General features: G+C 71.4%; 18 protein-coding genes. 5 read left to right on the forward strand and 13 right to left on the reverse strand.

What is annotated here, in order from left to right; genetic code table 11:
* Positions 1 to 13: 13 nt before the first annotated feature.
* Both WQO_RS08855 and WQO_RS08860 read right to left on the reverse strand, forming a co-directional pair.
* Positions 14 to 502, reverse strand: a complete 489-nt coding sequence (locus WQO_RS08855) for a hypothetical protein (RefSeq protein ID WP_029182015.1) — start codon at positions 500 to 502, stop codon at positions 14 to 16.
* A gap of 27 nt (positions 503 to 529) precedes the next feature.
* Complete coding sequence (locus tag WQO_RS08860) at positions 530 to 1,282, reverse strand: class I SAM-dependent methyltransferase (RefSeq protein WP_029182014.1); 753 nt, start codon at positions 1,280 to 1,282, stop codon at positions 530 to 532.
* Between the two features lie 91 nt (positions 1,283 to 1,373).
* Between WQO_RS08860 and WQO_RS08865 the strand changes: the two genes are divergently transcribed.
* Genes WQO_RS08865 through WQO_RS08875 form a run of 3 tightly spaced genes read left to right on the forward strand, consistent with a single transcriptional unit; the run spans position 1,374 to position 4,135 of the window.
* Positions 1,374 to 2,279 carry a metal-dependent hydrolase gene (locus tag WQO_RS08865; protein ID WP_010057712.1) on the forward strand — a complete coding sequence of 302 codons (906 nt, stop codon included), beginning with the start codon at positions 1,374 to 1,376 and terminating at the stop codon, positions 2,277 to 2,279.
* A 3-nt stretch (positions 2,280 to 2,282) separates the two neighbouring features.
* Positions 2,283 to 3,371 carry a PDR/VanB family oxidoreductase gene (locus WQO_RS08870; protein WP_010057711.1) on the forward strand — a complete coding sequence of 363 codons (1,089 nt, stop codon included), beginning with the start codon at positions 2,283 to 2,285 and terminating at the stop codon, positions 3,369 to 3,371.
* Between the two features lie 35 nt (positions 3,372 to 3,406).
* Complete coding sequence (locus WQO_RS08875) at positions 3,407 to 4,135, forward strand: TetR/AcrR family transcriptional regulator (RefSeq protein WP_010057710.1); 729 nt, start codon at positions 3,407 to 3,409, stop codon at positions 4,133 to 4,135.
* A gap of 6 nt (positions 4,136 to 4,141) precedes the next feature.
* On the opposite strand, the gene WQO_RS08880 is transcribed toward WQO_RS08875, so the two are convergent.
* The 9 genes from WQO_RS08880 to WQO_RS08920 all read right to left on the reverse strand — a co-directional run bounded on the left by WQO_RS08880 (position 4,142) and on the right by WQO_RS08920 (position 20,867).
* Positions 4,142 to 4,846, reverse strand: coding sequence for a DUF2470 domain-containing protein (locus tag WQO_RS08880; protein ID WP_010057709.1), 705 nt, complete (start codon positions 4,844 to 4,846; stop codon positions 4,142 to 4,144).
* Positions 4,847 to 4,962: 116 nt separating this feature from the next.
* A complete protein-coding gene (locus WQO_RS08885; protein WP_058953922.1) occupies positions 4,963 to 7,113 on the reverse strand; it encodes an ATP-binding protein in 2,151 nt (716 codons plus the stop codon).
* 159 nt (positions 7,114 to 7,272) lie between these two features.
* Positions 7,273 to 12,591, reverse strand: a complete 5,319-nt coding sequence (gene pulA / locus WQO_RS08890; protein WP_029182012.1) for a pullulanase-type alpha-1,6-glucosidase — start codon at positions 12,589 to 12,591, stop codon at positions 7,273 to 7,275.
* Positions 12,592 to 12,670: 79 nt separating this feature from the next.
* Positions 12,671 to 14,404: a carbohydrate-binding module family 20 domain-containing protein gene (locus WQO_RS08895; protein ID WP_010057706.1), complete on the reverse strand. Its 1,734-nt coding sequence runs from the start codon at positions 14,402 to 14,404 to the stop codon at positions 12,671 to 12,673.
* Between the two features lie 448 nt (positions 14,405 to 14,852).
* A complete protein-coding gene (locus tag WQO_RS08900) occupies positions 14,853 to 15,908 on the reverse strand; it encodes a LacI family DNA-binding transcriptional regulator (protein WP_010057704.1) in 1,056 nt (351 codons plus the stop codon).
* Positions 15,893 to 17,569 carry a glycoside hydrolase family 13 protein gene (locus tag WQO_RS08905; protein WP_010057702.1) on the reverse strand — a complete coding sequence of 559 codons (1,677 nt, stop codon included), beginning with the start codon at positions 17,567 to 17,569 and terminating at the stop codon, positions 15,893 to 15,895. The genes WQO_RS08900 and WQO_RS08905 overlap by 16 nt, the downstream gene beginning before the upstream one ends.
* 112 nt (positions 17,570 to 17,681) lie before the next feature.
* On the reverse strand, positions 17,682 to 18,563 hold the full coding sequence (locus WQO_RS08910) for a sugar ABC transporter permease (protein WP_010057700.1): 882 nt from the start codon (positions 18,561 to 18,563) through the stop codon (positions 17,682 to 17,684).
* The gene (locus tag WQO_RS08915) at positions 18,560 to 19,579 is read right to left on the reverse strand and encodes a carbohydrate ABC transporter permease (protein WP_058953923.1); all 1,020 of its coding nucleotides are present in this window, start codon (positions 19,577 to 19,579) and stop codon (positions 18,560 to 18,562) included. Before WQO_RS08915 ends, WQO_RS08910 begins: the two co-directional genes overlap by 4 nt.
* A gap of 19 nt (positions 19,580 to 19,598) precedes the next feature.
* Positions 19,599 to 20,867: an extracellular solute-binding protein gene (locus WQO_RS08920; protein ID WP_010057696.1), complete on the reverse strand. Its 1,269-nt coding sequence runs from the start codon at positions 20,865 to 20,867 to the stop codon at positions 19,599 to 19,601.
* Positions 20,868 to 21,213: 346 nt separating this feature from the next.
* Here WQO_RS08920 and WQO_RS08925 point away from each other — a divergent pair, with 346 nt between their 5' ends.
* Together WQO_RS08925 and WQO_RS08930 are read left to right on the forward strand one after the other, a co-directional pair.
* Positions 21,214 to 22,257 carry a LacI family DNA-binding transcriptional regulator gene (locus WQO_RS08925; protein WP_010057694.1) on the forward strand — a complete coding sequence of 348 codons (1,044 nt, stop codon included), beginning with the start codon at positions 21,214 to 21,216 and terminating at the stop codon, positions 22,255 to 22,257.
* 76 nt (positions 22,258 to 22,333) lie between these two features.
* Positions 22,334 to 23,353, forward strand: a complete 1,020-nt coding sequence (locus WQO_RS08930; protein ID WP_010057693.1) for a phosphatase PAP2 family protein — start codon at positions 22,334 to 22,336, stop codon at positions 23,351 to 23,353.
* Here the strand turns inward: WQO_RS08930 and WQO_RS08935 are convergent.
* Positions 23,322 to 24,920, reverse strand: coding sequence for an amidohydrolase (locus WQO_RS08935; RefSeq protein ID WP_010057692.1), 1,599 nt, complete (start codon positions 24,918 to 24,920; stop codon positions 23,322 to 23,324). The genes WQO_RS08930 and WQO_RS08935 overlap by 32 nt on opposite strands.
* A 22-nt stretch (positions 24,921 to 24,942) precedes the next feature.
* On the reverse strand, positions 24,943 to 26,412 hold the full coding sequence (locus WQO_RS08940) for an APC family permease (RefSeq protein WP_010057691.1): 1,470 nt from the start codon (positions 26,410 to 26,412) through the stop codon (positions 24,943 to 24,945).
* Positions 26,413 to 26,442 lie beyond the last annotated feature (30 nt).

A 26,442-nucleotide genomic window follows, 5' to 3' on the forward strand; every position in this document is an offset into this window, starting at 1 on the left:
TGAACCTGCTCGGTCAGCCCGGGTGGTGACCGGAGTGCCCGTCCTCGCTCCCCCCTCCGCCACTGTCCCCCGGGTGGTGAGGCGAGGCGGTCTCCACCGTCCCCCCGAGCCGGCCGCGCAGCGCCGCGATCACCTCCGGTTCACCGACGGCCACCCACCGCCGTCCGACGAGGTACGAGCCGCCGTAGTCCTTGGCCTCGTTGATCCACTCCCGCTGCCCGCGGTCGGTGGCGAAGGTGGTGAGGACGTAACGCCCCTCATCGGCCTCGCAGTTCGCCTGCCGAAGCTCGGCCGCGTCGGTCTGCACGTTCGGGGCGCAGCCGGCCTTCTTCGCCAGCTCCTCCAGCGTGCCCGTCGCGGCCGGCTTCGGCGTGGGCCGCTCCCGGCCGCCGTTGTCGTCGGCCGGTTCCGCGCTGCACCCGGCCACGAGCAGAAATCCCGCCAGGACAAGGGCCGTTGCCCCGCCGCGCCTCATGTCTCGCCATTCCGGTTGTGTCACCATCGGGCCATCCTGCACCCGGAAGCGGGGCTACGGGTGGGCTACGGCAAGACTCACGAGATACGCCTCTTCGACCTCGCCGTCCGGGAACAGAGCGGCCAGCAGGGCCCGTTCACGGTCGAAGAAGTCGCGGACCGCCACCGGGTCGCCGATCAGGAAGTCGGAGTGGGTGGCCATGTTGGCGATATGGACGTCGACCGGTACGCGGCGGCTCCACGCAACCTGCCGGGTGCGGTAGTCGAGCCCGTCGGGCAGCACGGCCCGGTAGCGGGCCCTCACGCCGGGGACGACCGGGATGTCCACGCCGAAGAAGACCCGCATCCGGTTCTCCTGGTCCGCCAGCCACTCCACGGCCGGGTCGCCGTCGTTCCACCACAGGGCGAGCGCCCCGCCCGGCCGCAGCACCCGGCGGGCCTCGGGGATCGAGCGGGCGCGGTCGGTCCAGTGCCAGGCCTGGGCGTACGTGATCAGGTCCATCGAACCGGTCCGCAGCGGCAGGTTGTTCCCGTCGCCCCGGACCAGGGGCACGTGCGGCAGGCTCCGGGCGAACTGCTCGGCCATCCCGTCGCCCGGCTCCACCGCGGTGACCCGGGCCCCGCGCTCGTGCAGCCGGGCCGTGCCGAGCCCCGTGCCCGCGCCGACGTCCGCGACCCGGGCCCCGGCGAGCGGGATTCCGGCCAGCTCCTCGATCGCGTCGAACAGCGCGGGCGGGTAGGAGGGACGGTGGGCGTCGTAGGCGGCGGCGATGGCGTCGAAGGAGCGGGCCTGCACAGGTTCTGTCATACAGCGATCATCGCGCGACACCCCGCGGAGCCGCTGGGAGAATCCCTGCACGCCTCTGGTCCGCCCGCATACCCGTCAGTACATTGACAGTATGTCTAACACGCAGCCAGCGGCGGTCGCGTCGGAGCGGACGCCCCTCAAGGCCCGCAAGGTGTCCTTCGCCTGGGAGAAGACCCCCCTGCACTGGGTGCCGGGCGACCCGTTCACCACGCACACCATCAACGTGCTCCATCTGCTGCTCCCGGCCGGGGAACGCTGGTTCATCCACGTCTACCGGCAGATCCTCCCGTACATCCACGACGACCAGCTCCGCGAGGACGTCATCGGGTTCATCGGGCAGGAGGCCGTGCACTCGCAGGCGCACGACGATGTGCTGCCGCATCTGCGGGAGTTGGGCCTCGACCCGACCCCGTACACCGCGCAGGTCGACTGGTTCTTCGAGAAGCTGCTCGGGGACCGGACGCTGCCGCCGGGGCGGGCGTCGAAGTGGTGGCTGATGGAGCGGGTGGCGACGATCGCGGCGATCGAGCACTACACCGCGTTCCTCGGCGACTGGATCCTCAACGCCGAGGCCCTGGACCGCAAGGGCGCGGACCCGACCATGCTGGACCTGCTGCGCTGGCACGGGGCCGAGGAGGTGGAGCACCGGTCGGTGGCCTTCGACGTCTTCATGCATGTGGACGGCGGCTACCGGCGGCGCGTGCGCACCTGGGCTGCGGCGTTCTCCGCGCTGGTGTTCCTCTGGCAGCGCGGCACCCGGTTCTTCATGGAGAACGACCCCACGCTGCTGGACGGCAAGGCCTCCTTCAAGGCGTTCCACGCGAGCGGCAAGCAGGGCACGCTGCCGAGCACCGGCGCGATCCTGCGCTCGGTCCCCAGCTACCTCAGCCGGTCCTACCACCCTTCACATGAAGGCAGTACGGCCCAGGCCGTCGAGTATCTGACCCGCTCCCCCGCCGCCCTCGCCGCCGAATCCGCCACGGCGAAGGGGGCCTGACCGATGGCGCTGTCCCGTCTCCGTACCGTCGTGCTGGTCTCCGGCGCCGCCCTGCTCACCCGGCGCGCCCTGAAACGCCGGATCGCCCGGTCCCCACTGTGGCCGCTGCCCGCCCTGCCCGAGCCGGTATCGGGCCACTCGAAGCGGCGCGCGACGGCGGTCCGCAAGCTGCTGATCACCGGGCGGACCGAGGTCGCCGACGGAGTGGTCCAGCTCCGCCTGGAAGGGCCCGGCCTGCCGCCCTGGTCGCCCGGCGCCCATCTGGATCTGGTGCTGCCGTCCGGCCTGGTGCGCCAGTACTCGCTGTGCGGCGCCCCGGAGGACACCGGGGCGTACACAGTGGCGACCCGGCTGGTGACGGACGGCCGGGGCGGTTCGCGGGAGGTGCACGAACAGCTCCAGGAGGGCCTGGAGGTGGAGGTCCGCGGACCACGCAACCGCTTCCCGCTGACCGAGGCCCCGGGGTACGTCTTCGTCGTCGGCGGCATCGGCATCACCCCGGTCCTGCCGATGCTGCGGGCGCTCGCCGCGTCGGGTGCCGAGTGGCGGCTGCTGTACGGGGGCCGGTCGCGGGCCTCGATGCCGTTCCTGGAGGAGATCGAGAAGCTGGGCGCGGACGGGGGCCGGGTCACGGTCGTCGCCCAGGACGAGGCGGGCCACCCGGACGTGGCGGGGGCGCTGGCGGACGTCGCCCCGGGGACGGCGGTCTACTGCTGCGGCCCCGAGCCGCTGATGTCCGCCGCGACCGCCGCACTTCCCGAGGGCTGCACCCTGCATCTGGAGCGGTTCTCGGCCGCGACGGGCGGCGCGGCCGGCCCCGGTGAGGGCTCCGCGGCGTTCGAGGTGGAGCTGCGGCGCAGCGGGCGTACGGTGCCGGTCGCGGCCGGGCAGTCGGTGCTGGCCGCCGTCCGCGCGGAGCTGCCCCATGTGGCGTACTCCTGCGAGCAGGGGTTCTGCGGGACCTGCCAACAGCGGGTGCTGGAGGGCCAGATCGACCACCGGGACGAGCTGCTGACCGACGACGAGCGGGGCGACTCGATGCTGATCTGCGTCTCGCGGTGCCGGGGCGGGCGTCTCGTCCTGGACCTCTAGGGTCTTCGCGGCCGCACCCCGGATAGGCTGTTCGCATGACGACCGGGGTGCGGCGCAGGATGGGCGTCGACGAGCGCAGACAGCAACTGATCGGCGTCGCGCTGGACTTGTTCAGCCGCCGCTCGCCCGAGGATGTGTCGATCGACGAGATCGCCGCCGCGGCGGGCATCTCGCGTCCGCTGGTGTACCACTACTTCCCCGGGAAGCAGAGCCTGTACGAGGCGGCGCTGCGCCGGGCCGCCGACGAGTTGGCGACCCGCTTCCTGGAGCCCCTCGAAGGGCCTCTGGGAGCGCGGCTGCTGCGGGTGATGGGACGGTTCTTCGACTTCGTCGACGAGCACGGCCCGGGCTTCTCGGCGCTGATGCGCGGCGGGCCCGCGGCCGGCTCCTCGACGGCGAACGCCATGATCGACGGGGTGCGGCAGGCCGCGTACGAGCAGATCATCACGCACCTCGGGGTGAGCGAACCGCCCGCCCGGCTGGAGCTGGTGGTGCGCTCCTGGGTGTCGCTCGCCGAGTCCACGGCGCTGATCTGGCTGGACGGTCGGCGCATTCCGCGCGAGGAGCTGGAGAAGCAGCTGGTGCACGACTTCGCGGCGCTGGCCGCCGTCAGCGCCGCGTACGACCAGGAGATGGCGGGCATCGTGCTGCGGGTGCTGTCCCAGGAGCCGGCGGACGGCCCGTTCGGGGACCTGCTGGCGCGGCTTTCCGCGTTCGCCCCGGATGTGCCGACGGTCCCGCCGCAGCGGCTGCCGAAGCCGTAGGACCGCTCAGGCGGGCAGGCCGTTGCGGTGGGAGACGCGGCGGGCGGCGGCCAGCAGGGCGTGGATCTGCGGGCCGGCCTGGTCGATCTCGGTGACCGGGCGGGGGAACGGCAGCCGGACGTCCTCGTGGGTGCTCGGGTATTCGAGCCGCAGGGTCACGCCGTACCGGTCCATCGCCAGCGGCACGGCCCGGGTCATGCCGCGCTCCGGGCGGGGGTGGACCAGGCGCAGCAGCAGCGGGACCAGTTCGGCGTGGTCGTCCACGAGATGGGTGAGCATGCCCGCCTCGCAGGCGGCGATCGGGTCGGTCTCCGCCTCCTCCAGCTCCTCCAGGGTGACGAAGGCGCGCCCCTCGGCGTCCTCCAGCACGGCCTGCCCGAACTCCATGCAGGTGGACTGCTCGGTGTCGGTGCTGTACGGGGAGGCCAGCAGCCCGGTGACCGTGACGCGGGCGCGCAGCCGGTCGCGTACGGGAGCGGCGGCGATGTCCGTGAACTCCAGGCGGGCCGGGACGCGTTCGGTGCTCGGCGCGTGGTTGCCGTCGTTCGGGGCGTGCAGGTGGATGTGGCCCATCGCGCCCGTGCCGTCGAGGCGGCGGACTTCGGTGTGCAGCCCGTCGCTGACCACCGTCATGGAGTGGGCGACGGTCAGGATCGACCGGACACGCTCGGCGCGGGTCGGCTGCGTGGCGCGGGGGCGGGAAAGACGCATCCGAGTTCTCCAGGGAGGGTCAGCGGAACCCAAGAGGCTACTTAGGTATGCCTAACCTTACCCACAGGGCAGTGGATGCGGGTAGTCCGGGGACACGAGTGACACACAGGCCCTGGTCAGAGCTGTAGTTCGGTACGCAGGGCGGCTGCGAGGCCGACCTCCGCGTTGTCCGACTGACCGCGCTCGAAGGCCCGCTGGTAGGCCTCGTCGCCGACGGCCGCCCGCGCCTGGAGTTCGCACCGCTCGCGGACCGGGCCCAGCTCGGGCGTGCCGCGCTGGGGGTGGCCGACCATCCGCCAGTACGCGTGCCCGGTGCCGTAGACCCGCGCGGCCTGGGCGCCGGCGCCCTGGGCGGCGATGGCGGCGGCGAGGAGGTCCAGCCCCAGCGCGATGCCGAAGCTGTCGCGGAGCCGGTGCTTGCCCGCGAGCATCGCCCGGGCGTGCGCGGCGGAGGCCTCCGGGCGGCCCTGGAGCAGGGCGATCAGGGCGAGCTGGTAGTCCGCGTAGGTGCGGGTCCAGAACTCGCCGCCGCGTTCGCAGGCCCGGCGCAGCGCGGTGGCCGCCGCCTCGGACTCGTCGAGCCGGCCGAGCGCGGTGAGCGCGAAGACGGTGACGAGGCGGCAGCGCAGCCGGTGGCCGGAGTCCCCGGGGACGCCCTCGGTCATCCGCAGGACGCGCCGGGCCGCCTCCAGGGCCGCCTCGGGCTCCCCGGTCATCAGCTGCGTGATGCCGGAGAGATACGTGGCGGCGAGCATGCCCTCGTCGTCCTGGTCGTACAGGGCGGTGGCCGTGCAGAGCGCCCCGTACTTCTCGGCGGTCGCGAAGTCGCTCTGGAGCAGGGCCGCGACGCCGAGGACCCACTGGAGCCTGGTCCGGTGAGGTCCCTCGACGGGGCCCGCGTCCAGGGCCCGCTGAGCGTAGTTCCGGGCCTCGGAGAGGTGGCCGCAGCAGGCCCAGAAGAAGCCGACCCGGCCCGCCATCTCCTGGGCGCCTTCGACGTCGTGGGCGAGCAGGTGCTCCAGAGCGGCGCACAGGTCCAGGTGGGTGTCGGACACCTTGTGGTACCAGGACACCTGGTCAGGGCCGGTCCAGCCCTCGTGGGCGCGGCGGGCGAGGCCGAGGAAGCTGCGCGCGTGCCGGTCGGCGGCGGCGCGGGCCTCGCCCAGCTCGGTGAGCCACATCCGGCCGTACTCGCGCAGCGTGTCGAGCATCCGGTAGCGGTCGCCGTCGCGCTGGACGACGGACTGGGCGACGAGCCCCTGGAGCGCCCGGTCCACCCCGTCGGGGGTGAGCGGTCCCCCGGCGCAGACCTCGCGGGCGACCTCCGCGTCGAAGTCGGTGCGCAGCGGGGTGAGCCGGGCCCACAGGAGGCGCTCCAGCGGGGTGCACAGCTCGTGGGACCAGCCGATGGCGGTGCGCAGGGTGCGGTGGCGGCGGGGCCAGGCGGTCTCGTCGGCGAGGAGGTCGAGCCGGGAGGTCCCGGGGGCCGGGGACGCCCCGACGCCGCCAGGGAGCCCGGCCGCGCCGGAGGAGCCGTACGCCCCGGGCGCGCCGACGGTGAGGCCCGGAGCGTCGAAGCGGGTGCCGATCCGGTGGGCGAGCTGGGCCACGCTGTGCCGGCCGATGCCCGCGGCGGCCAGTTCGATGGCGAGCGGGATGCCTTCGAGGCGGCGGCAGATCTCGGCGGCGGCCGCCTCGTCCCCGGGGGCGTCGAGGCCGGCCCGCGGGTCGGCGGAGCGGAGCCGGTCGGCGAAGAGCTGGAGGGCGTCGGGCGCGCCGTCCACCGGGAGCGGCGGCACCTCGACGACGTACTCGCCGCGGGTGCCGAGCGGCTGCCTGCTGGTGACGAGGACGCTCAGCCCGATCGAGGTGGTCAGGATCTCGGCGAGCAGGTGGGAGCAGGGGCCGCGGAGGTGTTCGGCGGAGTCGAGGACCAGCAGGAGGTGCTTGTCGCCGAGCCATTCGCAGAGCGCCTCGACGGGCATCCGCAGGGTGTGGTCGGCGAGCCCGACCGCGTCGGAGACGGTGGGGAGCAGCAGCCGGTCGTCGGAGAGCGGGGAGAGGTCGGCCCACCAGACGCCGTCCGCGTAACGGTCGGCGGCCGCGCGGGCGGCCCGGAGCGCGAGCCGGGTCTTGCCGACCCCGCCCGGGCCGATCAGGGTGGTCATCCGCCGGGTGGTCAGCGCGGTGTGCAGCCGGGCCAGTTCGGCCCGCCTCCCGACGAAGCTGCTCGTCTCCTCGGGAAGGTGTCCCACCTTGGTCATCATCACCGTCCGCGCGCTGGGGCAGGGTGCGCCGGCGGGCCGACAGCCGCGGGCCGGCCCCGTCCTCCCCCGGAGGGGTGGGCGGGGCCGGCCGGACGGTACCGGGTACGGCTGTCGCGGCTCCGTTGCCGACGTCTGCCGTCACCGTAGTGCCGTGGGAGGTCAGCGCAGGGTGAAGACGGCCGCCGTACGTCCCGGTACGGTGAAAGTGGCTGATTTCCCGTCGTACCTGGCTCGTTTGACCGTAAGATCCGCACCCTTGGCCTGGACCGGGTGCAGCGCGTACGTCTTCCCGGCCGGTGCGGCGAGCCGCTGGGTCGCGGTGTCCGGGGCGGCGTTGAGGACGACGACGAGCTTGCCGAGGCGCATGGTGATCACGCCGGGGGTCTCGTCCTTGCCGGAAAGCGGGAAGGACAGGGACGACTGCACCTGATCCGCGGTGCGCAGGGAGAACTCCTTCTCGGTGGAGCGGATGGTGAGCAGGTCTCGGTAGGCGGCCGAAGCCCCGTCGATCTGCGCGCACTTGGGGGCGATGGTGCCGGTGGCGGCCAGGAGCGGCTTGGCGTACGACCACTTGTCCCGGTTGTCGGCGGCGGGCGGGAGGCCCCGGCCGAAGCCGTTGCCGTCGCGGCAGTCCCAGTGCAGGGCGTTGAACCAGTCGCCGCTGTCGTAGGAGTTGCGGTCCAGGGACTTGGAGCGCAGCAGGTCGGTGCCCGCCTGGGAGAGCGAGGGCCCCTGGGAGAGGACGGAGGCGCCCATGGCGACCACCTGGGCCCTGGCCCGCTCGGCGGCCGTGGAGTCGGCCGGGAGCTTGAAGGCGAGGGCGTCGAAGAGGGTCTCGTTGTCGTGCGCGTCGGAGTAGGCGAGCGCGTCGCCGGGTGCGGCCGCGTATCCGGCGGGCGCCCCGTTGTAGTCGACGTCGGAGCCCTTGACCGTGCGCCCGGAGGTGTCGGTGAAGGTGTAGCCGGCGAGGTTGCCGGTGAGGCCGACCTTGATCAGGTCCTGGTAGTGCAGCAGCCGGGCCTTCTGCTCGGCGCGGGTGCCGTTGGCGGGCGAGGAGTTGGGGTCGGTGTAGAGGCCGGAGGCGAAGCCCTGGACGCCGGGGTCCTCGTCGAACGGGCCGCCGCCGCGCACGGCGTCGCGGGCCCGGTCGGAGAAGGTGGCGATGCCGGTGCCGGCCATGTTCTTCTGGGTGGCCTGGACGAAGCGGGCGTCATCCGCGATCTCGCCGAAGTTCCAGCCCTCCCCGTACAGGATGATCTTCTTGCCGTCGACGCCGTCCTTGGCGAGCGTGAGCCGGTCCAGCGCCTTGCGGACCTCCAGGATGTTGTCCTTGGGGTGGTGGCCCATCAGGTCGAAGCGGAAACCGTCGACCTTGTACTCCTTGGCCCAGGTGACGATCGAGTCCACGACGAGCTTGCCCATCATGGTGTTCTCGGGCGCGGTGTTGGCGCAGCAGGTGGAGGTGGCGACGGTGCCGTCCTCCAGGAGCCGCTGGTAGTAGCCGGGCACGATCCTGTCGAGGACCGACTTGTCGTCCTGACCGGAGGCGACGGTGTGGTTGTAGACGACGTCCATGACCGTGCGCAGCCCGGCCTCGTTCAGGCCCTGGACCATCTGGCGGAACTCGACCGTGCGCTCGGTGCCGTCCGGGTCGGAGGCGTAGGAGCCCTCGGGGACGGTGTAGTGCAGCGGGTCGTAGCCCCAGTTGAAGCCGTCCTTGGCGGCGGCCTCGCTCACGCACTCCTGCTGCTTCTCGGAGTCGGGTGCGGGGGCGGTCAGGTCGCAGTCGGGGGTCGCCTGGTCCTTCTTCTTCTCCGGGACGGTCCCGATGTCGAAGACGGGCAGCAGGTGGACGTAGCTCGTGCCGGAGTCGGCGAGCTTCTTGAGGTGCCGCATGCCCTGCGAGCGGGTGTCGGTGAAGGCCCGGTACTCACCGGGGTGCTTCGCCGTGCGGTCCGTGATCGAGAAGTCCCGGACGTGCAGCTCCTGGATCTGGGCGTCCCGCAGCGGGGTGGCGGCGGGCTTCTTCAGGCCGGACCAGCCGCGCGGCGCGAGCTTCGGGTCGGTGAGGTCGACGACGAGGCTGCGGGCGGAGTCGGCGGTCAGGGCGGTGGAGTAGGGGTCGGTGACCTTGTTGGTGACCAGCTTCTGGACGGTGGGGGCCCAGACGGTCACGGCGTACCGGTAGGGCTTGCCCTGCCAGCTCTTCTTCCCGGTGACGGACCAGACCCCGGTGCGGTCGTCGCGCTTCATCGGGACGGTCCGGCCGTCGAGTTCGAGCGAGACGGTACGAGCGGTGGGAGCCCACACGGAGAGGGTGGGCGTCGACCCCCGGAAGACCGGGCCGAGTTCGGCGGAGGCGGCCTTCTTGCCGTACAGGTCGTCCAGGATTCCGGCCGTCTGTACGCCGGTGGCGGCGAGCAGGGCCCCGTTGGCGGCACGCTGGGTCGCGATCAGCTGGCCCCGCAGGGACTCGCGGACACGGTCACGGTCACGGGCGTCCACAGTGAACGCCGGATAGTCCTTCAGGTGGGGGAACTTGGCCTTCTGGGCGTCGCTCAGCTCACCCTGCTGGAGCCGCAGCCACTGACCCTCGTCGGAGAGCGCCCCGTCGACGACGGAGATGCCGCCCTTCTTCGCGTACACGAGCTGCTGGCTGGTGGCGTCGGTGGTCTTCACCTTCCAGACGACGGTGTTCGCGTCGATCCACTGCGCCTCGGCCTTGGACAGGTCGGGGGCCGCGCCGCCGCCGGTCTGCGGGAGGAGGTAGCCGGGCTTGCCGCCGAGCATCCAGACCTCGTGGCCGTAGGTGGCGAGGTCGAGGGACTGGTCGCTGGGCAGGTCCTTCTCGTCGCCCTTGTGCAGGATGTAGCTGAGGCTGGTGGCCCCCTCCACGAGCGGCACCTCGAAGGCGACCCCGTAGGCGTCCTTCTTCACCGGCATCAGCGGCTTGGCCCAGTCGGTGGGCTCCTTGGCGCCGGTCCAGGTGTGCAGCCCCCAGCCGTCGTAGTCGCCGTCCGGGCGGTGGTAGTTGAGGACGGCCTTGGTGGTGTCCTGCGGCGGGGTCTCGGGGGCCTCGGCCTGCTGCCCGTCCTTGTCCTGCTCGATCCAGACCTGTCCGGTCACGCCGAGGTCGATGGTCCGCTGCGGTCCGTCGGCCGTGCCGTTCTTCTCGACGGTGTACGGGACGGAGTCGGTACCCTTCTCCAGGTCGATCCAGGCGAACGCGCCGTAGGCGGTCCTGCCGATGAACTCGGCGGTCTTCTCCCCGGACTTGAGCTGCCAGCCGTCGTAGTCGCCGTCGGGACGCTGGTAGTGGACGACGGCCCGGTCGCGCTCGACGGCGACGGGCTTGCCGGGCGGCGGGGCCTGTCCGGCGGTCGTGGAGGCGAGAGCGCTGGAGGTGCGGCCGGTGCGGTCGACGACGACGGCCTTGTAGCGCAGCGGGGTGCCCGCCTTCACCGTCGTGTCGAGGTGCTGGGTGACCTTGTACGGGGCGTGGTCGGCGGTGCCGAGCGTCTGCCACTTCCCGTTGCCGGCCTGGGCGGCGAAGACGACCCGGTTGAGCTGTCCGCCGTCCACGTCGGCGGTGATCTCGACGGTGCCGGTGGCGCCGGTGGCCGGGGCCTTCAGGGAGATCGCGGGCTTGGCGGCGGGGGCGCCGACGGTCCGGTCCGCCTTCAGCACCAGGCTGGACAGGGCGGGCACGGTGACGGTGACCTTCTTGTCCTTGCCGCTGCGGACCGTGCCGGAACCGCCGTACAGGGTACGGAAGTTCATGTCGGCCGACTCGGTGGCGAGCTGGACCTTCTTCGGGCTCGTGCCGTTGTTGGAGGCGACGAGGTACTCGTACGGCCGCTCGGTCGCGATGCGCGAGGTGGCGTACACCGACCCGTCCGCGAGCCGCTCGGTCTGGGTGCCGTCGCGCAGCGCCGGGTGCTCCTTGGTGAGCTTCGAGAGCGCGGCGATGGAGCGGTAGACCGGGTGCTTCGTGTCGTAGGCGTCCGAGGCGTGGGTGCGGTCGGTGCCGAGCTGGTCGTCGTCGAGGTAGTCGGCGGTCTTCGAGGCGAAGAGGGTCTGGCGGGAGTCCTTGTCCCCACCGGCGCCGGTGAAGCCCTGCTCGTCGCCGTAGTAGATCACCGGATTGCCGCGGCCGAGGAACATCAGCTCGTTGGCGAGCCGGGCCCGCTGCAGCAGCTCGGCGTCATCCGCCTTCGGGTTGTCCTGCTTGAGGAAGGTCCCGATGCGGCCCATGTCGTGGTTGCCGAGGAAGGTGACCTGCTCGTAGGCGTTGGCCTTGTCGGTGGTGTAGCGGAAGTCGTTCCCGTACACCGAGGCGAGTTTGTCGGCGGGAGCGCCCTGGGAGGCGAACTGCCGGGCGGCGTCCTGGAACGGGAAGTCCAGCGTGGAGTCCAGGCGGCCCCGGGTGACGTACGGCGAGGTGACCTCGGTGTCGGCGGAGTAGACCTCGCCGAACATGAAGAAGTCGTCCCGGCCGCGCTTGGCCGCGTAGGCGTCGAGCGCGGTGGCCCACTGGGTCCAGAAGTCCAGGTCGACGTGTTTGACGGTGTCGATCCGGAAGCCGTCGATGTCGAAGTCGCGGACCCACTTCTCGTAGATCCTCTCCATGCCCTTCACGACCTCGGGACGCTCGGTCCACAGGTCGTCGAGCCCGGAGAAGTCGCCGTACTCGTTGGACTCGCCGGCCCACGTCGAGTCGCCCCGGTTGTGGTACATGGTCGGGTCGTTGAGCCAGGACGGGACCTTCTTGCCGGTGCCGGGGGCCTGCACCGGGGTGTACGGGAAGGAGTCCCGGTCGACCTTCTTGACGCCCTCGCGGTCGTCGAAGGGGCGGCCGGTCCTGTCGAGGTAGGGGAAGGCGCCCTTGGGCTTGTAGCCGTAGGCCTTCTCCGCGTAGTCGACGGTGTCGGCGGTGTGGTTGGTGATGACGTCGAAGAAGACCTTCATGCCCTTGGCGTGGGCCTTGTCGATCAGCTTCTCCAGGTCGGCGTTGGTGCCGAAGTGCGGGTCGACCTGGGTGAAGTCGGTGATCCAGTAGCCGTGGTAGCCCGCCGACGCGTCCTTGCCGGTGCCCTGGACGGGCCGGTTCTTGAAGATCGGCGCCATCCAGATGGCGGTGGTGCCGAGGCCCTTGATGTAATCCAGCTTCTGCGTCAGGCCCTTGAGGTCGCCGCCCTGGTAGAACCCCTTGTCGGTGGGGTCGTAGCCGTGGTCGAGACGTGAACCGGTCAGCCCGCCCCGGTCGTTGGAGGCGTCACCGTTGGCGAAGCGGTCGGGCAGCACGAAGTAGAACTGCTCGCGCGTGAGGTCGTGCCGGGCCGACTCCCGGGCCAGCTTGGCGTCCGAGGGCGGGGACGGCGGCCGGGGCGAGGCGGCTGCGGTGGCCGCCGGGACGACGGGCAGCAGCGCCGCGCACAGGACGGCCACCGCCCCTCGTCTGAGGGTGGTTCGGGACACGGAGGGTGCTCCTCGGGGCTTGATCGGTGCGGAGACGGGCCGGTGGCGATGCCACCGGCCCGTTGGCGAGGGGTACGGGTCAGGCGCGCCAGACGTCGGCGGTCAGCGTGACCTTCCCGGAGGCCGGGACGGTGGCGGTGCGGTTGGCGCCGCTCTCCCAGGTGACGTTGCCGGCCGCGTCCTTGCGGACGTACTTGTAGGCGAACGTGGTCCCGGCGGGCAGGGCGACGTCGAGCTTCCAGACGGGGTACGCGGCCGGGTCGAGCTTGGGGGCGTTCGCCGGGTTCCAGTTGCCGAGGGCGGCCTGGTCGCCGGTGACGTGGATGTTCTGGCCGGGCTGGGTGGTGGCGTTCACGCCGAAGGACGCGCCGGAGGAGCCGTTGCCGGGGCCCGGGTCGGGGTTCGTGCCGCCGCCCCCGGAGCAGGTCCGGGCGTTGGCGTGCAGGGCGACGGCGGTGCCGGCCGGGACGGTGGCGGTGAACTGGCCCGAGCCGTTGACGGTGACGCCCTTGCCGGACTGGACGTCGCAGTAGTCGCCGGCGGGCAGCGAGGTCTGGAAGGTCCGGTTCAGCGCGGAGCCCTCGTGGTTGATGGCGACGTACGCCTTGCTGCCCCGGCCGAAGGCGATCTGGTCGCCGCCGTTGTCCCACCAGTTGGTGACGGACTGGCCGCGCGCCGCGTTGCGGAAACCGACCATGGAGGAGATCTCGCGCCAGGCGTGCTGGCACTTCCAGCCGTCGCTGTAGCAGGCGTTGACCTGGCCGCCGCCGGGCGGCCCGGCGTCGTGGTCGCTGAACTCGTAGCCGGAGTGGACGTCCGGGGAGCCGTAGGGGTAGGCCAGCATGAAGACGTTGGCGAGCGTGTAGGCGGAGCCGTTCTTGTAGTTGAGGGTCTCGCCGTTCCGCTCGGTGTCGTGGTTGTCGACGAAGACGCCGGACTTGCCGGACTCCATGAAGCCCCAGCCCTCGCCGAAGTTCTTCAGGTGGGCGAGGTTCTCGTTGAGGAAGACCTGCTTGAGGCTCCGCCCGTACCGGAACTCCTGGACGTCCCCGGTGCCGAGGTATTCGGAGGGCGAGACGGCCTCGCCCGCCCCGAAGATCGCCTCCTGCTTCCAGTAGACGTTCGGGTTGGTCAGCCGGGACTTGATGTTGGCCAGGTCGGCGGCGGGCATGTGCTTCGCGGCGTCGATGCGGAAGCCGTCCACGCCGAGCGAGAGCAGGTCGTTGAGGTACCCGGCGATCTTGCCGCGTACGTAGTCCTCGCCGGTGTCCAGGTCGGCGAGGCCGACCAGCTCGCAGTTCTGGACGTTGCCGCGGTCGTTGTAGTTGGTGATCTGGGAGCGGCAGTCGTCCAGGTCGGCGCCGGAGTAGAGGCCCGGGTAGTCGTACTTGGTGTACGCGGAGCCGCCGGTGCCGGTGCCGTTGCCCGCCGCCATGTGGTTGATGACAGAGTCGGCGACGACCTTCACGCCCGCCGAGTGACACGTGTTGACCATGGCGGAGAAGGCCGCCCGGTCACCGAGCCGCCCGGCGATCCTGTAGCTGACGGGCTGGTAGGAGGTCCACCACTGGCCGCCCTGGATGTGCTCCTGGGGCGGCGAGACCTGGACGTAGCCGTAGCCCGCCGGACCGAGGGTGTCCGTGCAGGCCTTGGCTATGGAGACGAACTTCCACTCGAACATCACGGCGGTGACGTCCTTGTCGCCCGGAGCGGCGGCCTGCGCGGGGGACGCGGCGCCGAATCCGGTGGGGACGACGAGGGCGGCGGCGCCGGCCACGAGGGCGAGCGCGGCAGACAGTGGTCTGCGTGCCATGTCTTTCCTCCTGCGGGTGGGGGAAACGCGGGTGACGGTGCAGCCTCAGTCGGCAACGCGCCATGCCCTCAAGGCTCCTGAAGGTTCTTGCTGCAAGAATGCAAACCTTGCTGCGGACCAGACCGTACGAGGCCGCCAGGCACCGGTCAACCCTTTGGACACGCTGCGCTCACATCCACGAAACAAGCCATTTTTCTTCGCGGTTTCTCGTTGCAAGGTCTTTCGCAAGAGATTGCGGGCCTGTTACGTTGCCTTCGACTCCGGTCCGGTCGGCCGAGGGTTCCGGGCCCGTCCGCAGGGAGGGGTTCCGGACTCCACGCGCCCGGCCGGCCGGGCCGGTCACGACAAGAGAGGCACCCGGAGTCGCTGAAACTCCCCGCCGGCCCTTCCTGGGCCGACTCCTGGTGCCTCTCCTGTGCGTGTCCCGCTCGGTCCCGCCGGACCCGCCCTACGCGCGTACCGCCGCAGTCGAGCCCCGTACCACCAGCTCCGGCTGGAAGACGTACTCCGTGCGCTGCACCGGGCTCCCGCCGATCTCCTCCAGCAGCGCCCCCACCGCGGCCGCCGCCATCGCCTGCACGGGCTGGCGCACGGTGGTCAGCGGCGGGTCGGTGAACGCGATGAGCTGCGAGTCGTCGAAGCCGACGACCGAGACGTCGCGCGGCACGTCGAGCCCCCTCCCCCGGGCGGCGCGGACCACGCCCAGCGCCATCAGGTCGCTGCCGCAGACGATGCCGGTGCAGCCCGCGTCCAGCAGGGCGCCCGCCGCCACCTGGCCGCCCTCGACGCTGAACAGGGTGGAGCAGACGAGCGGTTCGGCCTCGGACCGGTCCATGCCGAGCACGGAGACGGCCGCCTCGACGAACCCGTCCCGCTTGCGGCGGGAGGGGACGTAGCGCTGCGGGCCGATCGCCAGGCCGATCCGGCGGTGGCCGAGGTCGGCGAGGTGCTGGAGGGCCATCCGTACGGCAGCGTTGTCATCGGGCGAGACGAACGGGGCGCTGATGCGCTCGTTGTAGCCGTTGATCAGGACGAACGGCACGCCGCGCTCGGTGAGCGCGGCATACCGTCCCGGGTCGGCGGAGGTGTCCGCGTGCAGCCCGGACAGGAAGACGATGCCGCCGACGCCGCGCTCGACGAGCTGCTCGACGAGTTCGTCCTCGGTGGCCCCGCCCGGGAGCTGGGTGCAGAGCACGGGGGTGTAGCCGTGCCCGGCCAGCACCTGTTCGACGGACTGCGCGAACGCCGGGAAGATCGGGTTGGTGAGTTCGGGCGTCACCAGGCCGATCAGTCCGGCGCTGCGCTGCCGCAGCCGCACGGGGCGTTCGTAGCCCAGGATGTCGAGCGCCGCGAGCACCCGCTGACGGGTGGAGTCCGCGACGCCCTGCTTCCCGTTCAGGACCCGGCTGACCGTCGCCTCGCTGACCGCCGCCTGTCCGGCGATGTCGGAGAGGCGGGGCGTGGCGGTGGTCCTGGGCGCGGGGAGTGTCACACCGTCCACCACACCGTGGTGTCGGCGGGCAGCTCGGCCTCGGCGCCGTCCACGGTGACCGGGGAGCTGGCGAGCAGCACCCGGCCGCGGGCGGCGATCCGGACGGGGGCGCCGGTGGTGTTGACGGTGCAGACGAAGCCGGGGCGGGCGAAGACGAGGACGCCCTCGGGGCCCTCCAGCCACTCGACGTCGGTGCCCGCGCCGAGGCCCGGGTGGTCGCGGCGGGCGGCGATGGCGGCCCGGTACAGCTCCAGGGTGGAGCCCGCCACGCCGGTCTGCGCCTCGACGGACAGCTCGCCCCAGCCGACGGGCTGCGGGAGCCAGCTGCCGCCGTCGCCGAAGCCGTAACTGGTGCCCTCGCGGGTCCAGGGGATCGGGACGCGGCAGCCGTCGCGGAAGCCGTCCTGGCCCTCGGCGCGGAAGAACGACGGGTCCTGGCGGGCCTCGTCGGGCAGGTCGGTGACGTCGGGCAGGCCGAGCTCCTCGCCCTGGTAGACGTAGGCGGAGCCGGGCAGGGCGAGCATCAGCAGGGAGGCGGCGCGGGCGCGGCGCAGGCCCAGTTCGCGGTCGCCGGGGGTGCGGATCTGGGTGCCGAGGCCGGACGGGTTGGCGTACCGGGTGGCGTGCCGGGTGACGTCGTGGTTGGAGAGCACCCAGGTGGTGGGGGCGCCGACCGGGCGCATGGCGTCGAGCGAGGAGTCGATGACCTTGCGGAGCTCGGCGGCGTCCCAGGCGGTGGACAGGTACTGGAAGTTGAACGCCTGGTGCATCTCGTCGGGGCGCACGTAGTTGGCGGTGCGCTCGACGGTCGGGGTCCACGCCTCGGCCACGGCGATGCGCTCGCCGGGGTACTCGTCGAGGATGGTGCGCCAGCTGCGGTAGATGGCGTGCACGCCGTCCTGGTCGAAGAACGGCATGACGTCGTTGCCGAGCAGCTTGAGCTGGTCGTGGGTGCCGAGGTCGGGCAGCCCCTCGGCCTTGACGAGGCCGTGGGCGACGTCGACGCGGAAGCCGTCGACGCCCATGTCGAGCCAGAAGCGCAGGATGGAGCGGAACTCGTCGGCGACGGCCGGGTGTTCCCAGTTGAAGTCGGGCTGCTCGGGGGCGAAGAGGTGGAGGTACCAGTCGCCGGGGGTGCCGTCCGGGTTCACCGTACGGGTCCAGGCGGGGCCGCCGAAGATGGACTCCCAGTCGTTGGGCGGGAGTTCGCCGTTCGCGCCCTTGCCGGGGCGGAAGTGGTAGCGCTCGCGCAGGGCGGAGCCGGGGCCTTCGGCCAGGGCGCGCTTGAACCACTCGTGCTGGTCGGAGGAGTGGTTGGGGACCAGGTCGACGATGACGCGCAGGCCCAGGCCGTGCGCCTCGCGGATCAGCGCGTCGGCGTCCAGCAGGTTGCCGAACATGGGGTCGATGGCCCGGTAGTCGGAGACGTCGTAGCCCGCGTCGGCCTGCGGGGAAGCGTAGAACGGGGAGAGCCACACCGCGTCGACGCCCAGGTCCTTGAGGTGGGGCAGGCGAGCGGTGACGCCGGGGAGGTCGCCCATGCCGTCGCCGTTGCCGTCGGCGAAGCTCCGCGGATAGACCTGGTAGATCACCGCGTCCTGCCACCAGCCGGTGCGGTGGCCCGGGGCGTCGTCGGACGTGCCGGTGGAGGGGGCAGCGAGGTGCTGGGTCATGTCGTCCCTGGGGTGTCTGGGTGGGGAGCGGCGCCGGTGACCGGGTCGGGGTTTTCCGACGCCGCCGTGACGGGTGCGGTGGTGCGGGCGGGTGCTGGGCGTCCTGGTGGTGTCAGCCCTTGACGGCTCCGGCGGACATGCCGGTGACCAGGTGCTTCTGGGCGAAGAGGAACACCAGGGCGGCCGGGATGGCGATGAGGACGGAGGCCGCGGTCATGGGGCCCCACTGGGCTCCGTACTGGTTGACGAACTTCTGGAGTCCGCCGGCCAGCGTGAGGTTCTCGTCGCCGACCAGGAAGGCGGAGGCGTAGGCGACCTCACCCCAGGCGGTGATGAAGGAGTAGAACGCGGTGACGGCGAGGCCCGGCTTGGCCAGCGGCAGGATGAGCCGCCAGAAGGTGCCGAAGGGGGTGAGGCCGTCGACCTCGCCCGACTCGTCGATCTCGCGCGGGATGGTGTCGAAGAAGCCCTTCATCATCCAGGCGCAGAACGGCACCGAGATGGTGAGGTAGGTGATGACGAGACCGGTCGGCTGGTTGAGCAGCCCGAGGGTCGACATGATGTTGTAGATCGGCACGATGAGGACGGCGACCGGGAACATCTGGGTGATCAGCAGCGTCCACATCAGCCCGCGCTTGCCGGGGAAGCGGAAGCGGCTGACGGCGTATCCGGTGGTGGCGGCGACGAAGACGCCGATCACGGTGGAGAGCGCGGAGATGATGACGGAGTTGGCGAACCAGTTGAGGAACTCGGTGTCGCGGATGAGGTTCGTGTAGTTGAGAAACGTCGTCTCGCGGAAGAAGTCCGTGGTGGTCGCGTACTTGGCGGGCTTGAGCGAGGTCAGCAGGACCCACAGCACCGGGAAGACCGCGATCACCGAGGCGACGATCAGGGTGAGGTGCAGGGCCACGGAGGCGAGCGGGGAGCGCTCGCCGCGCAGGCGGACCTTGCGTACGGCGGCGTGCCGGGCGGGGGTGTCGGTCGCGGTGGTCACCAGTTGTCTCCCTGGGAGCGCAGGACCCGCCGGTAGACGACGGCGAAGACCATCAGGAGGACGAGGATCAGCACGCCCCACGTGGAGGACTGCGCGTAGTCGCGCGGGCTGATCTCGAAGGAGAACTTGTACGCCTGGGTCACCAGGATCTGGGTCGCCTCACCGGGTCCGCCGCGGGTCAGCAGGAAGATCACCGGGAACATGTTGAAGGTCCAGATGGTGGAGAGCAGGATCACCGTGGTGGAGACCGGGCGCAGTCCGGGCAGCGTGATGTGGCGGAAGCGCTGCCAGGCGGTCGCGCCGTCCATCTCGGCCGCCTCGTACTGCTCGGAGGGGATGGACTGGAGTCCGCCGAGGAGGGCGACCATCATGAACGGGATGCCGAGCCAGACGTTGACGGCGATGACCGCGAACTTGGCCCAGGTCGGGTCGTTCAGCCACGGGACGGCGTCGATGCCGGCGCCGCCGAGGACCTTGTTGAGCAGGCCGCGCTCCTCGTTGTAGAGGAAGCGCCAGGCGAAGACGGAGACGAAGCCGGGGATGGCCCAGGGCAGGATGAGGGCCATGCGGTAGGCGGAGCGTCCGGCGATACGGCGGTTGAGGATGTTCGCCAGGGCCATGCCGAGGGCGAACGTGATGCTCACGCAGGAGACCGTCCACACCAGTGTCCAGCCGAGCGTGCCGAGGAACTGCGAGCCGGTCAGGGCGTCGACGTAGTTGTCGGCGCCGACGAACTCGTAGGTGGCGGGGATCTCGTTGACCCCGATGGAGCGGGCGACGTTGCGCTCGTCGGCGTCGGTCATCGAGAGGTAGATGCCGCGGACCAGCGGATAACCGATGATCACGCCGATCACGACGACGACCGGGGCGACCATGGCCCAGGCGTACCAGTGGACCGACAGGGCGCGCCGGAGGCGGCCGGGGGTCGGCGGTGGGGTGCCAGTACCGCGGCTCCGGCCGCGGGCGGTGTTCTCGCCCGCGGCCTTCACCACCGACTGGCTGGTGTGGACAGCCATCAGTCGGCCAACCTTCCTGTTACTTCCAGTCCTTCAGGAGCTTGCGGTACGAGTCGCCGGTGGCCTTGGCGGCCTTCTCCGGCGTGGTCTGGCCGGTGAGGACCTTGGTGTACTCGATGCGCAGCGGCTCGAAGAGGCTGCCGCCCTCGGGGATCCAGGGGCGCTCGACGGCGGTCTCGACGACCGGCTTGAAGAAGCCGACGATCTCGCTGTCGACCGCTTCCTTCTTGGCGTACGCGGAGGTGCGGGTGGGCAGCAGGTTCAGCTCGCCGGCGGCGGTGGCCTGGCTGTCGACGGAGGTCATGTACTCGACGAAGGCGTAGGAGGCGTCGAGGTTCTTGGAGCCGGCGTAGACGGCGAGGTTGTGGCCGCCCTGCGGGGCGCCCTGGGCGGCGGAGCCGGCCGGGACCGGGGCGACGCCGAGGTTGTCCTTGTCGGTGAACTGGCTGCCGGTCAGGGTGTCGGCGACGGCCCAGGGGCCGTTGATCATCATGGCGACGTCGCCGTTCTTGAACGCCTGCATCATGTTCTCCCAGCCGTCCGAGGCGTCCGTCTTCGCAGTGCCGTCGTCGACCAGGTCCTTGACCGCCTTGAACGCCTTGACGCCCTCGGGCTTGTCGATGGTGACGCTCTTGGAGCCGGCGTCGACCATGTCGCCGCCCTCGCCGTACAGGAAGGAGAGGAAGTAGTACGGGTCGTCGCCGCGGAGGTAGAGGCCGGTCTTGCCGGTCTTGTCCTTGATCTTCTTGGCGACGGTCTTGAGGTCGTCCAGGCTGGCGGGCGCCTCGACACCGGCCTCCTTGAACATCTTCTTGTTGTAGAAGATGCCCATCGAGTCGATGACCTGCGGGACGGCGTAGGTCTTGTCCTCGTACTTGGTGGAGGCGACGGCCTGCTTGAGGAAGTCGTCCTGGTTCTTCAGGGCGGCGGTGCCGTCCAGCGGGGCCAGGTAGCCGAGGTTGGCGAAGTCCGGCGTCCAGGCGACCTCGGAGCGGATCACGTCGGGCGCGCCGTCGCCGGCCTGGGCGGCGTTCTTGAACTTGTTCTGCGCCTCGCCGAAGGGCACGTTGACGTACTTGACGTCGACCTTCGGGTGCTTCTTCTCGAAGCCTTCGGCCAGCTTCTTGAAGACCTTGTCCTCGCTGCCGACGCTGGAGGTGTCCCACCAGGTCACGGTGCCGGAGAGCTCGCCCGAGCTCTTGCTGCCGGTCTCGTCGTCGCTGCCGCAAGCGGTCGCCGCGAGCGCCAGGGCCGCGACCAGGGCGGTGGCCGTTATGCCACGTCGCATCTGAACTCCTTCAACTGCCGTACCGCTCCGTCGCGGCGCCGGGTCGACGTGAACGTAACAAGGATGAAAGACGACCGAAAGACCTTGCGGAAGATTTCTGCAAGCCCTGGTGATCGTTACATTCGCGTGTCCTCAAGGTTGCCGTCAAGCCCCTTGACGACCGCCGTCCACCCCTGGCAGGGGCGGGCGGGCCTGGCCATATCCGCAGGGCGACGAGCCGACAGCGGTCCGCGATCCGGAACCGCAAGACCTTGCAAGACGTTGCCGGAAGCACGCCCGAAACCCCTTCCCGTACGGCCCCACGCACAGTGGGCAATCCGACACGGGCCCGGTACAGTCGCATCCCATGACCGCACGGCTTGCCGATATCGCAACTCAGGCGGGGGTCAGCGAAGCGACGGTCAGCCGGGTCCTGAACGGCAAGCCCGGAGTAGCGGCGGCCACCCGCGAATCCGTCCTCGCGGCGCTCGACGTCCTCGGCTACGAACGCCCGGTGCGGCTGCGCAGGCGCAGCGCGGGGCTGGTCGGCCTGATCACCCCGGAGCTGGAGAACCCGATCTTCCCGGCGCTGGCCCAGGTCATCGGCCAGGCGCTGACCCGGCAGGGCTACACCCCGGTGCTGGCGACCCAGACCCCCGGCGGCTCCACCGAGGACGAACTCACCGAAATGCTGGTGGACCGGGGCGTCTCGGGCATCATCTTCGTCTCCGGGCTGCACGCGGACACCTCGGCCGATATGCAGCGGTACGAGCAACTGCGCGGCCAGGGTGTCCCCTTCGTTCTGGTGAACGGCTTCTCCGCCAAGGTGCAGGCGCCGTTCATCTCCCCGGACGACCGGGCGGCGATGCGGCTCGCGGTGACGCATCTGGTGGCGCTCGGCCACACCCGGATCGGCCTGGCGGTCGGCCCCAAGCGCTTCGTGCCGGTGCTCCGCAAGATCGAGGGCTTCCACGCGACGATGCGGGAACAGCTGGGCCTCTCCGAGGAGGAGATCGAGGAGCTGGTCCAGCACTCCCTGTACACGCTGGAGGGCGGCCAGGCCGCCGCCACCGCCCTGATGGAGCGCGGCTGCACGGCGGTCGTGTGCGCGAGCGACATGATGGCGCTCGGGGCGATCCGGGCGGCCCGCCGGGAGGCCAGGGAAGTGCCCCGGGACCTCTCCGTGGTCGGCTACGACGACTCGCCCCTCATAGCGTTCACCGACCCGCCGCTGACGACGATCCGGCAGCCGGTGACGGCGATGGGGCAGGCCGCGGTCCGTACGCTCCTGGAGGAGATCGGCGGAACCCCGGCCCCGCACAGCGAGTTCGTCTTCATGCCCGAGCTGGTGGTACGCGGCACGACGGCCGCCGGACCCGCAGGGGGTTCAGGGTCGGCCCCTCGTCCTTGAGACGCAGAACGTGCGACCGGAACCCGACCGGAGGATGATCGTAGGCAGAGGAAGCTCTATGGAAGACTCTCTGCCTATGGGTGAAACACAGGTGACAGCACAGGAAGGCCGGTCGACGGCCGGTCCTTCACCCATCGCGGCCGAGGCGGCCCCCCAGGCCGCCACCGCGTCGTCGACACCTCCCCCGGCCCCCGGAAAGTCCGGTTGGCAGGCCCGCATCCGTTCGCTGCGGACGCCCGGCCGCCCCCGGCTCTGGTTCGAGATCCTGCTCATCGCGGTCAGTTACTGGCTGTACTCGCTCGTGCGCAACGCGGTCCCGGAGCAGAAGGCGGCGGCGCTGGCCAACGCGGACTGGATCTGGTCGGCGGAGAAGTCCCTGGGGCTCGCCTTCGAGGAATCGGTCAATCACGCGGTCAATTCCGTGACATGGCTGATCGTGTCGATGAACTACTACTACGCGACGCTGCATTTCGTCGTGACCATCGGCGTCCTCGTCTGGCTGTTCCGCCGCCATCCGGGCCGCTACGCGGCGACCCGTCTCGTCCTCTTCGCGACGACGGGCGTGGCCCTGCTCGGCTACTACCTGTACCCCCTGGCGCCACCCCGTCTGATGAACGGGGCCAACTTCATCGACACCGTGCTCGTGCACGAGACCTGGGGCTCGATGGCGTCGGGCAACTTCAAGAACATGTCGAACCAGTACGCGGCGATGCCGTCGATGCACATCGGCTGGTCGCTCTGGTGCGGTCTGACGATCTTCGCCCTGGCCTCGGCGCCGTGGGCCAAGATCCTGGGCCTGCTCTACCCGACGCTCACCCTGGTCGTCATCGTGGCCACCGCCAACCACTTCTGGCTGGACGCGGTGGGCGGCATGGCCTGCCTCGCCTTCGGTTACGCGGTCTCCCGCGCCTGGTACGGCTCGCTGCCGCACCGGCTGCCGAAGTGGGTGCCCGGGGCGAGGAAGGGCCGGCTGACCGGCCTGCGCGCCGCCGCCCGCCTGCCCCGCCCGGCGTCCGAACCGGAACCGAAGGCGGAGGCGGAGGCGGAGGCGGAGGCGGAGCCCGCTACCCCCGGTGCGTCACGCGTCCCCCGGTGACCGTGAGCCGCACCGGCGCCTCACCCAACTCGTCGGCCGGGGCGTCGACCGGGTCCAGGCCGAAGGCGGTCAGGTCGGCCCGGTAGCCGGGCGCGATCCGCCCCGCCACCTCCTGCTCCCCCGCCGCGACGGCCGCGTGAGAGGTGCAGCCCTCCAGGGCCATCAGCCCGGTGAGCGCCTGTTCCGGGGCGACGGGCTCGGTGTCGTACGCCCCCGGCAGCCGCCGCAGCCGGGCGGTGGCGAGCACCTGCCGTACGTCGTAGTGGGCGATCGGCCAGTCCGAGCCGAGCGCCAGATACGCCCCGGCGTCCCGCAGGTCGCGGCAGCGCCAGGCGCGCGCGGCCCGCTCGTCGCCGAGCCGCCGGGACCAGGCGTCGGTGTGGTCGGCGCGGGTGTACGCGGAGTGGGTGGGCTGCATGGAGGCGATCACCCCGAGCCGGACGAACCGCTCGGCGATCTCGTGCGGCACGGTCTCGATGTGCTCGACGCGGTGGCACAGCCGCCCGCTCTCCCCCAGCGACTCGACGGTGTCCAGGACGTGCCGTACGGCCGCGTCCCCGATGGCGTGGGTGGCGGTGCGGACTCCGGCGCGGTGGAGCTGGGCGACGGCCTCGGTGTACGCGGCCGGGTCGGGCCAGAACGCCTCGGTGCCCTGGCCGTGGCAGTCGGCGTGCTCCAGCCAGGCGGTACCGCCCTCGACGGTGCCGTCCATGAAGAACTTCACCCCGCCGACCCGCCACAGCCGACCCGCCCTGCTCTGGAGCCGCACCAGCTCCTCCAGCCCCTCCTTGTCGACGCCCGGCATGCACCAGGGGGCGAGCCGGAGCCGTACGGGCAGGTCGGTACCGTCCTCCACGGCGGCCAGCAGATCCGGTACGGAGCCGTCGCCGAGGTCCATCACATGGGCCCCGGTCAGCCCGGTGGCGGCCATGGCGGACAGCAGCCCGACCAGCCCGGCCCGCCGCTCGGCGAGGGACGGCCGGGGCAGGAGCCCGGTGAACAGATCCATCGCGGCGTGCTCGATCAGATGCCCGGTGGGCCGCCCGCCGGGGTCGCAGACGACTTCGGAACGCTGGGCGAAGGTGCGGGGCCCGGTGATCCCGGCGCGTTCCAGTGCGGCGGCCGAGGCGAGGGCGGAGTGCCCGTCGTAGAGTCGGATGAAGGCGGGCGCGCCGCCGAGGGCCTCGTCGATGAGGGTGTGGTCGACGGGCTGGTCGCCGAAGGCGTTGTGGTCGAGCCCCCACCCGAGGACCCACCCCTCGGTGCGCGGGGCGGCGGCGAGGGCCGCCCGGAGCCGGTCGAGGTCGCGGACGGCGGTGAGGTCGACGCCGGTGGCCATCTCCAGGCCCCAGACGGGGTGGCTGTGGGCGTCGGTGAGCCCGGGGGTGAGGGTGGCCCCGGCCAGGTCGAGGTGTTCGGTGCCGGCCCCCTTCAGCTCCCGCAGATCCTCGGCGTCGCCGACCGCGACGATCGTGCCGCCCCGGACGGCGACGGCGGTGGCCTCGGGGCGGGCGGGGTCGAGGGTGCGGACCCGGGCTCCGGTGATCAGGAGGTCGGCTGCGGGCATGGTGGGGCTCCTTGCGTGGTGGTCAGCGGGTTACGGAGGTGGCGGAGGCGGGTTTTGGAGTTCCCTCCGGGACATCGGCCAGCTCGGCGGCGAAGGAGGCGTACACCTCGGGCCGGCGGCGCTTCAGCCGGCGGGCGAGGAGCAGGCCCAGCAGGAAGGTGCCCGGTACGAGCGAGACGAGGACGACGTTCACCCCGGTCGAGGCGCCGGTGAACAGCTCCACGTTGTACGAGACGAGCCCGATGGCCCCGGCCAGCAGCACGGCGGCGACCAGCGGGGCGACGACGGTGCGCAGGACGCCTTCGCCGTGCGGGATCTTCCGGAAGAAGAGGAAGACGGCCACGGCGGCGAGGAGCTGGAGGACCATGAGCCCGATCATGCCCGGGGTGTTGACCCACAGCAGGAGCTGCGCGTACGGATCGGCCCCGGCGGCGGCGAATCCGATGACGACGACCGCCCCGAGCACGGTCTGCGCGGCCCCGGCGACGTACGGGGAGCGGTGGCGCGGGTGGACGCGGCCGAGGGCTGCGGGCAGGACGCCTTCCTCGGCCAGCGCGAGCCCGTACCGGTTGATGGCGTTGTGGAAGGCGAGCAGCGAGGCGAGGACGCTGGTGACGATGAGGATGTGCATCAGGTCGGCGGCCCAGGCCCCGACGTAGGTGGTGATGGCGGAGAAGAAGAGCCCGCCGGGGTCGTCGGCGGCGGCCTGGACGACCTTCTCCTCGCCGAACGCCTGGATGACGGTCCAGACGATGAAGGCGTAGAAGAGCCCGAGGAAGGCGACGGCGATGTAGGTGGCGCGCGGGACGGTCCGCTCCGGGCTCCGGGCCTCGCGGCGGTAGATGACGGTGGACTCGAACCCGGTGAAGGCGGCGAAGGCGCAGGCGAGAACGGCGGCCATGCCGGGCACGAGGACGGTGCCGGGCGAGAAGGAGCCGAAGGAGAGCCCGCCGGAGGCACCGCCTTCGAGCAGCACCCCGCCCGCGAGCAGAACGAGAATCCCCGTCTCGGCGACGAGGAGGACACCGAGCACCTTGGCGCCGAAGTCGATGGAGCGGAAGCCGCCGTACCAGATGAGCGCCAGGCCGAGGAGGGAGACGGGCAGCCAGGGCACGTCGACGCCCCACAGGGCGTGGGAGGTGTCTGCGGTGGCGGAGCCGAGGAGTCCGTAGACGCCGATCTCCATGCCGTTGTAGCCGAGCATGGCGATGAGCGCGGCGGCGATGCCGACCGGGATGCCGAACCCGCGCGTGATGTACGCGTAGAAGGCGCCGTCGCTGCGGACGTGCCGGCTCATCGCGGTGAACCCGACGGCGAAGACCGCGAGCGTGATGCCCGCCAGCAGATAGCCGACCGGGGCGCCGATGCCGCCGAGCATCAGGGCGACGGGGGCGACCCCGGCCATGACGGTGAGCGGGGCGGCGGCGGAGATGACGAAGAAGGCGATGTCGGCGGTGCCGAGCGTGCCGCTCCGGAGGGTGGGCGCAGACATGTGCAGGGAGAGCCCTTCCGCGACGTAAAC

The organism is Streptomyces globisporus C-1027 (genome assembly GCF_000261345.2).
GTDB lineage: Bacteria > Actinomycetota > Actinomycetes > Streptomycetales > Streptomycetaceae > Streptomyces > Streptomyces pakalii.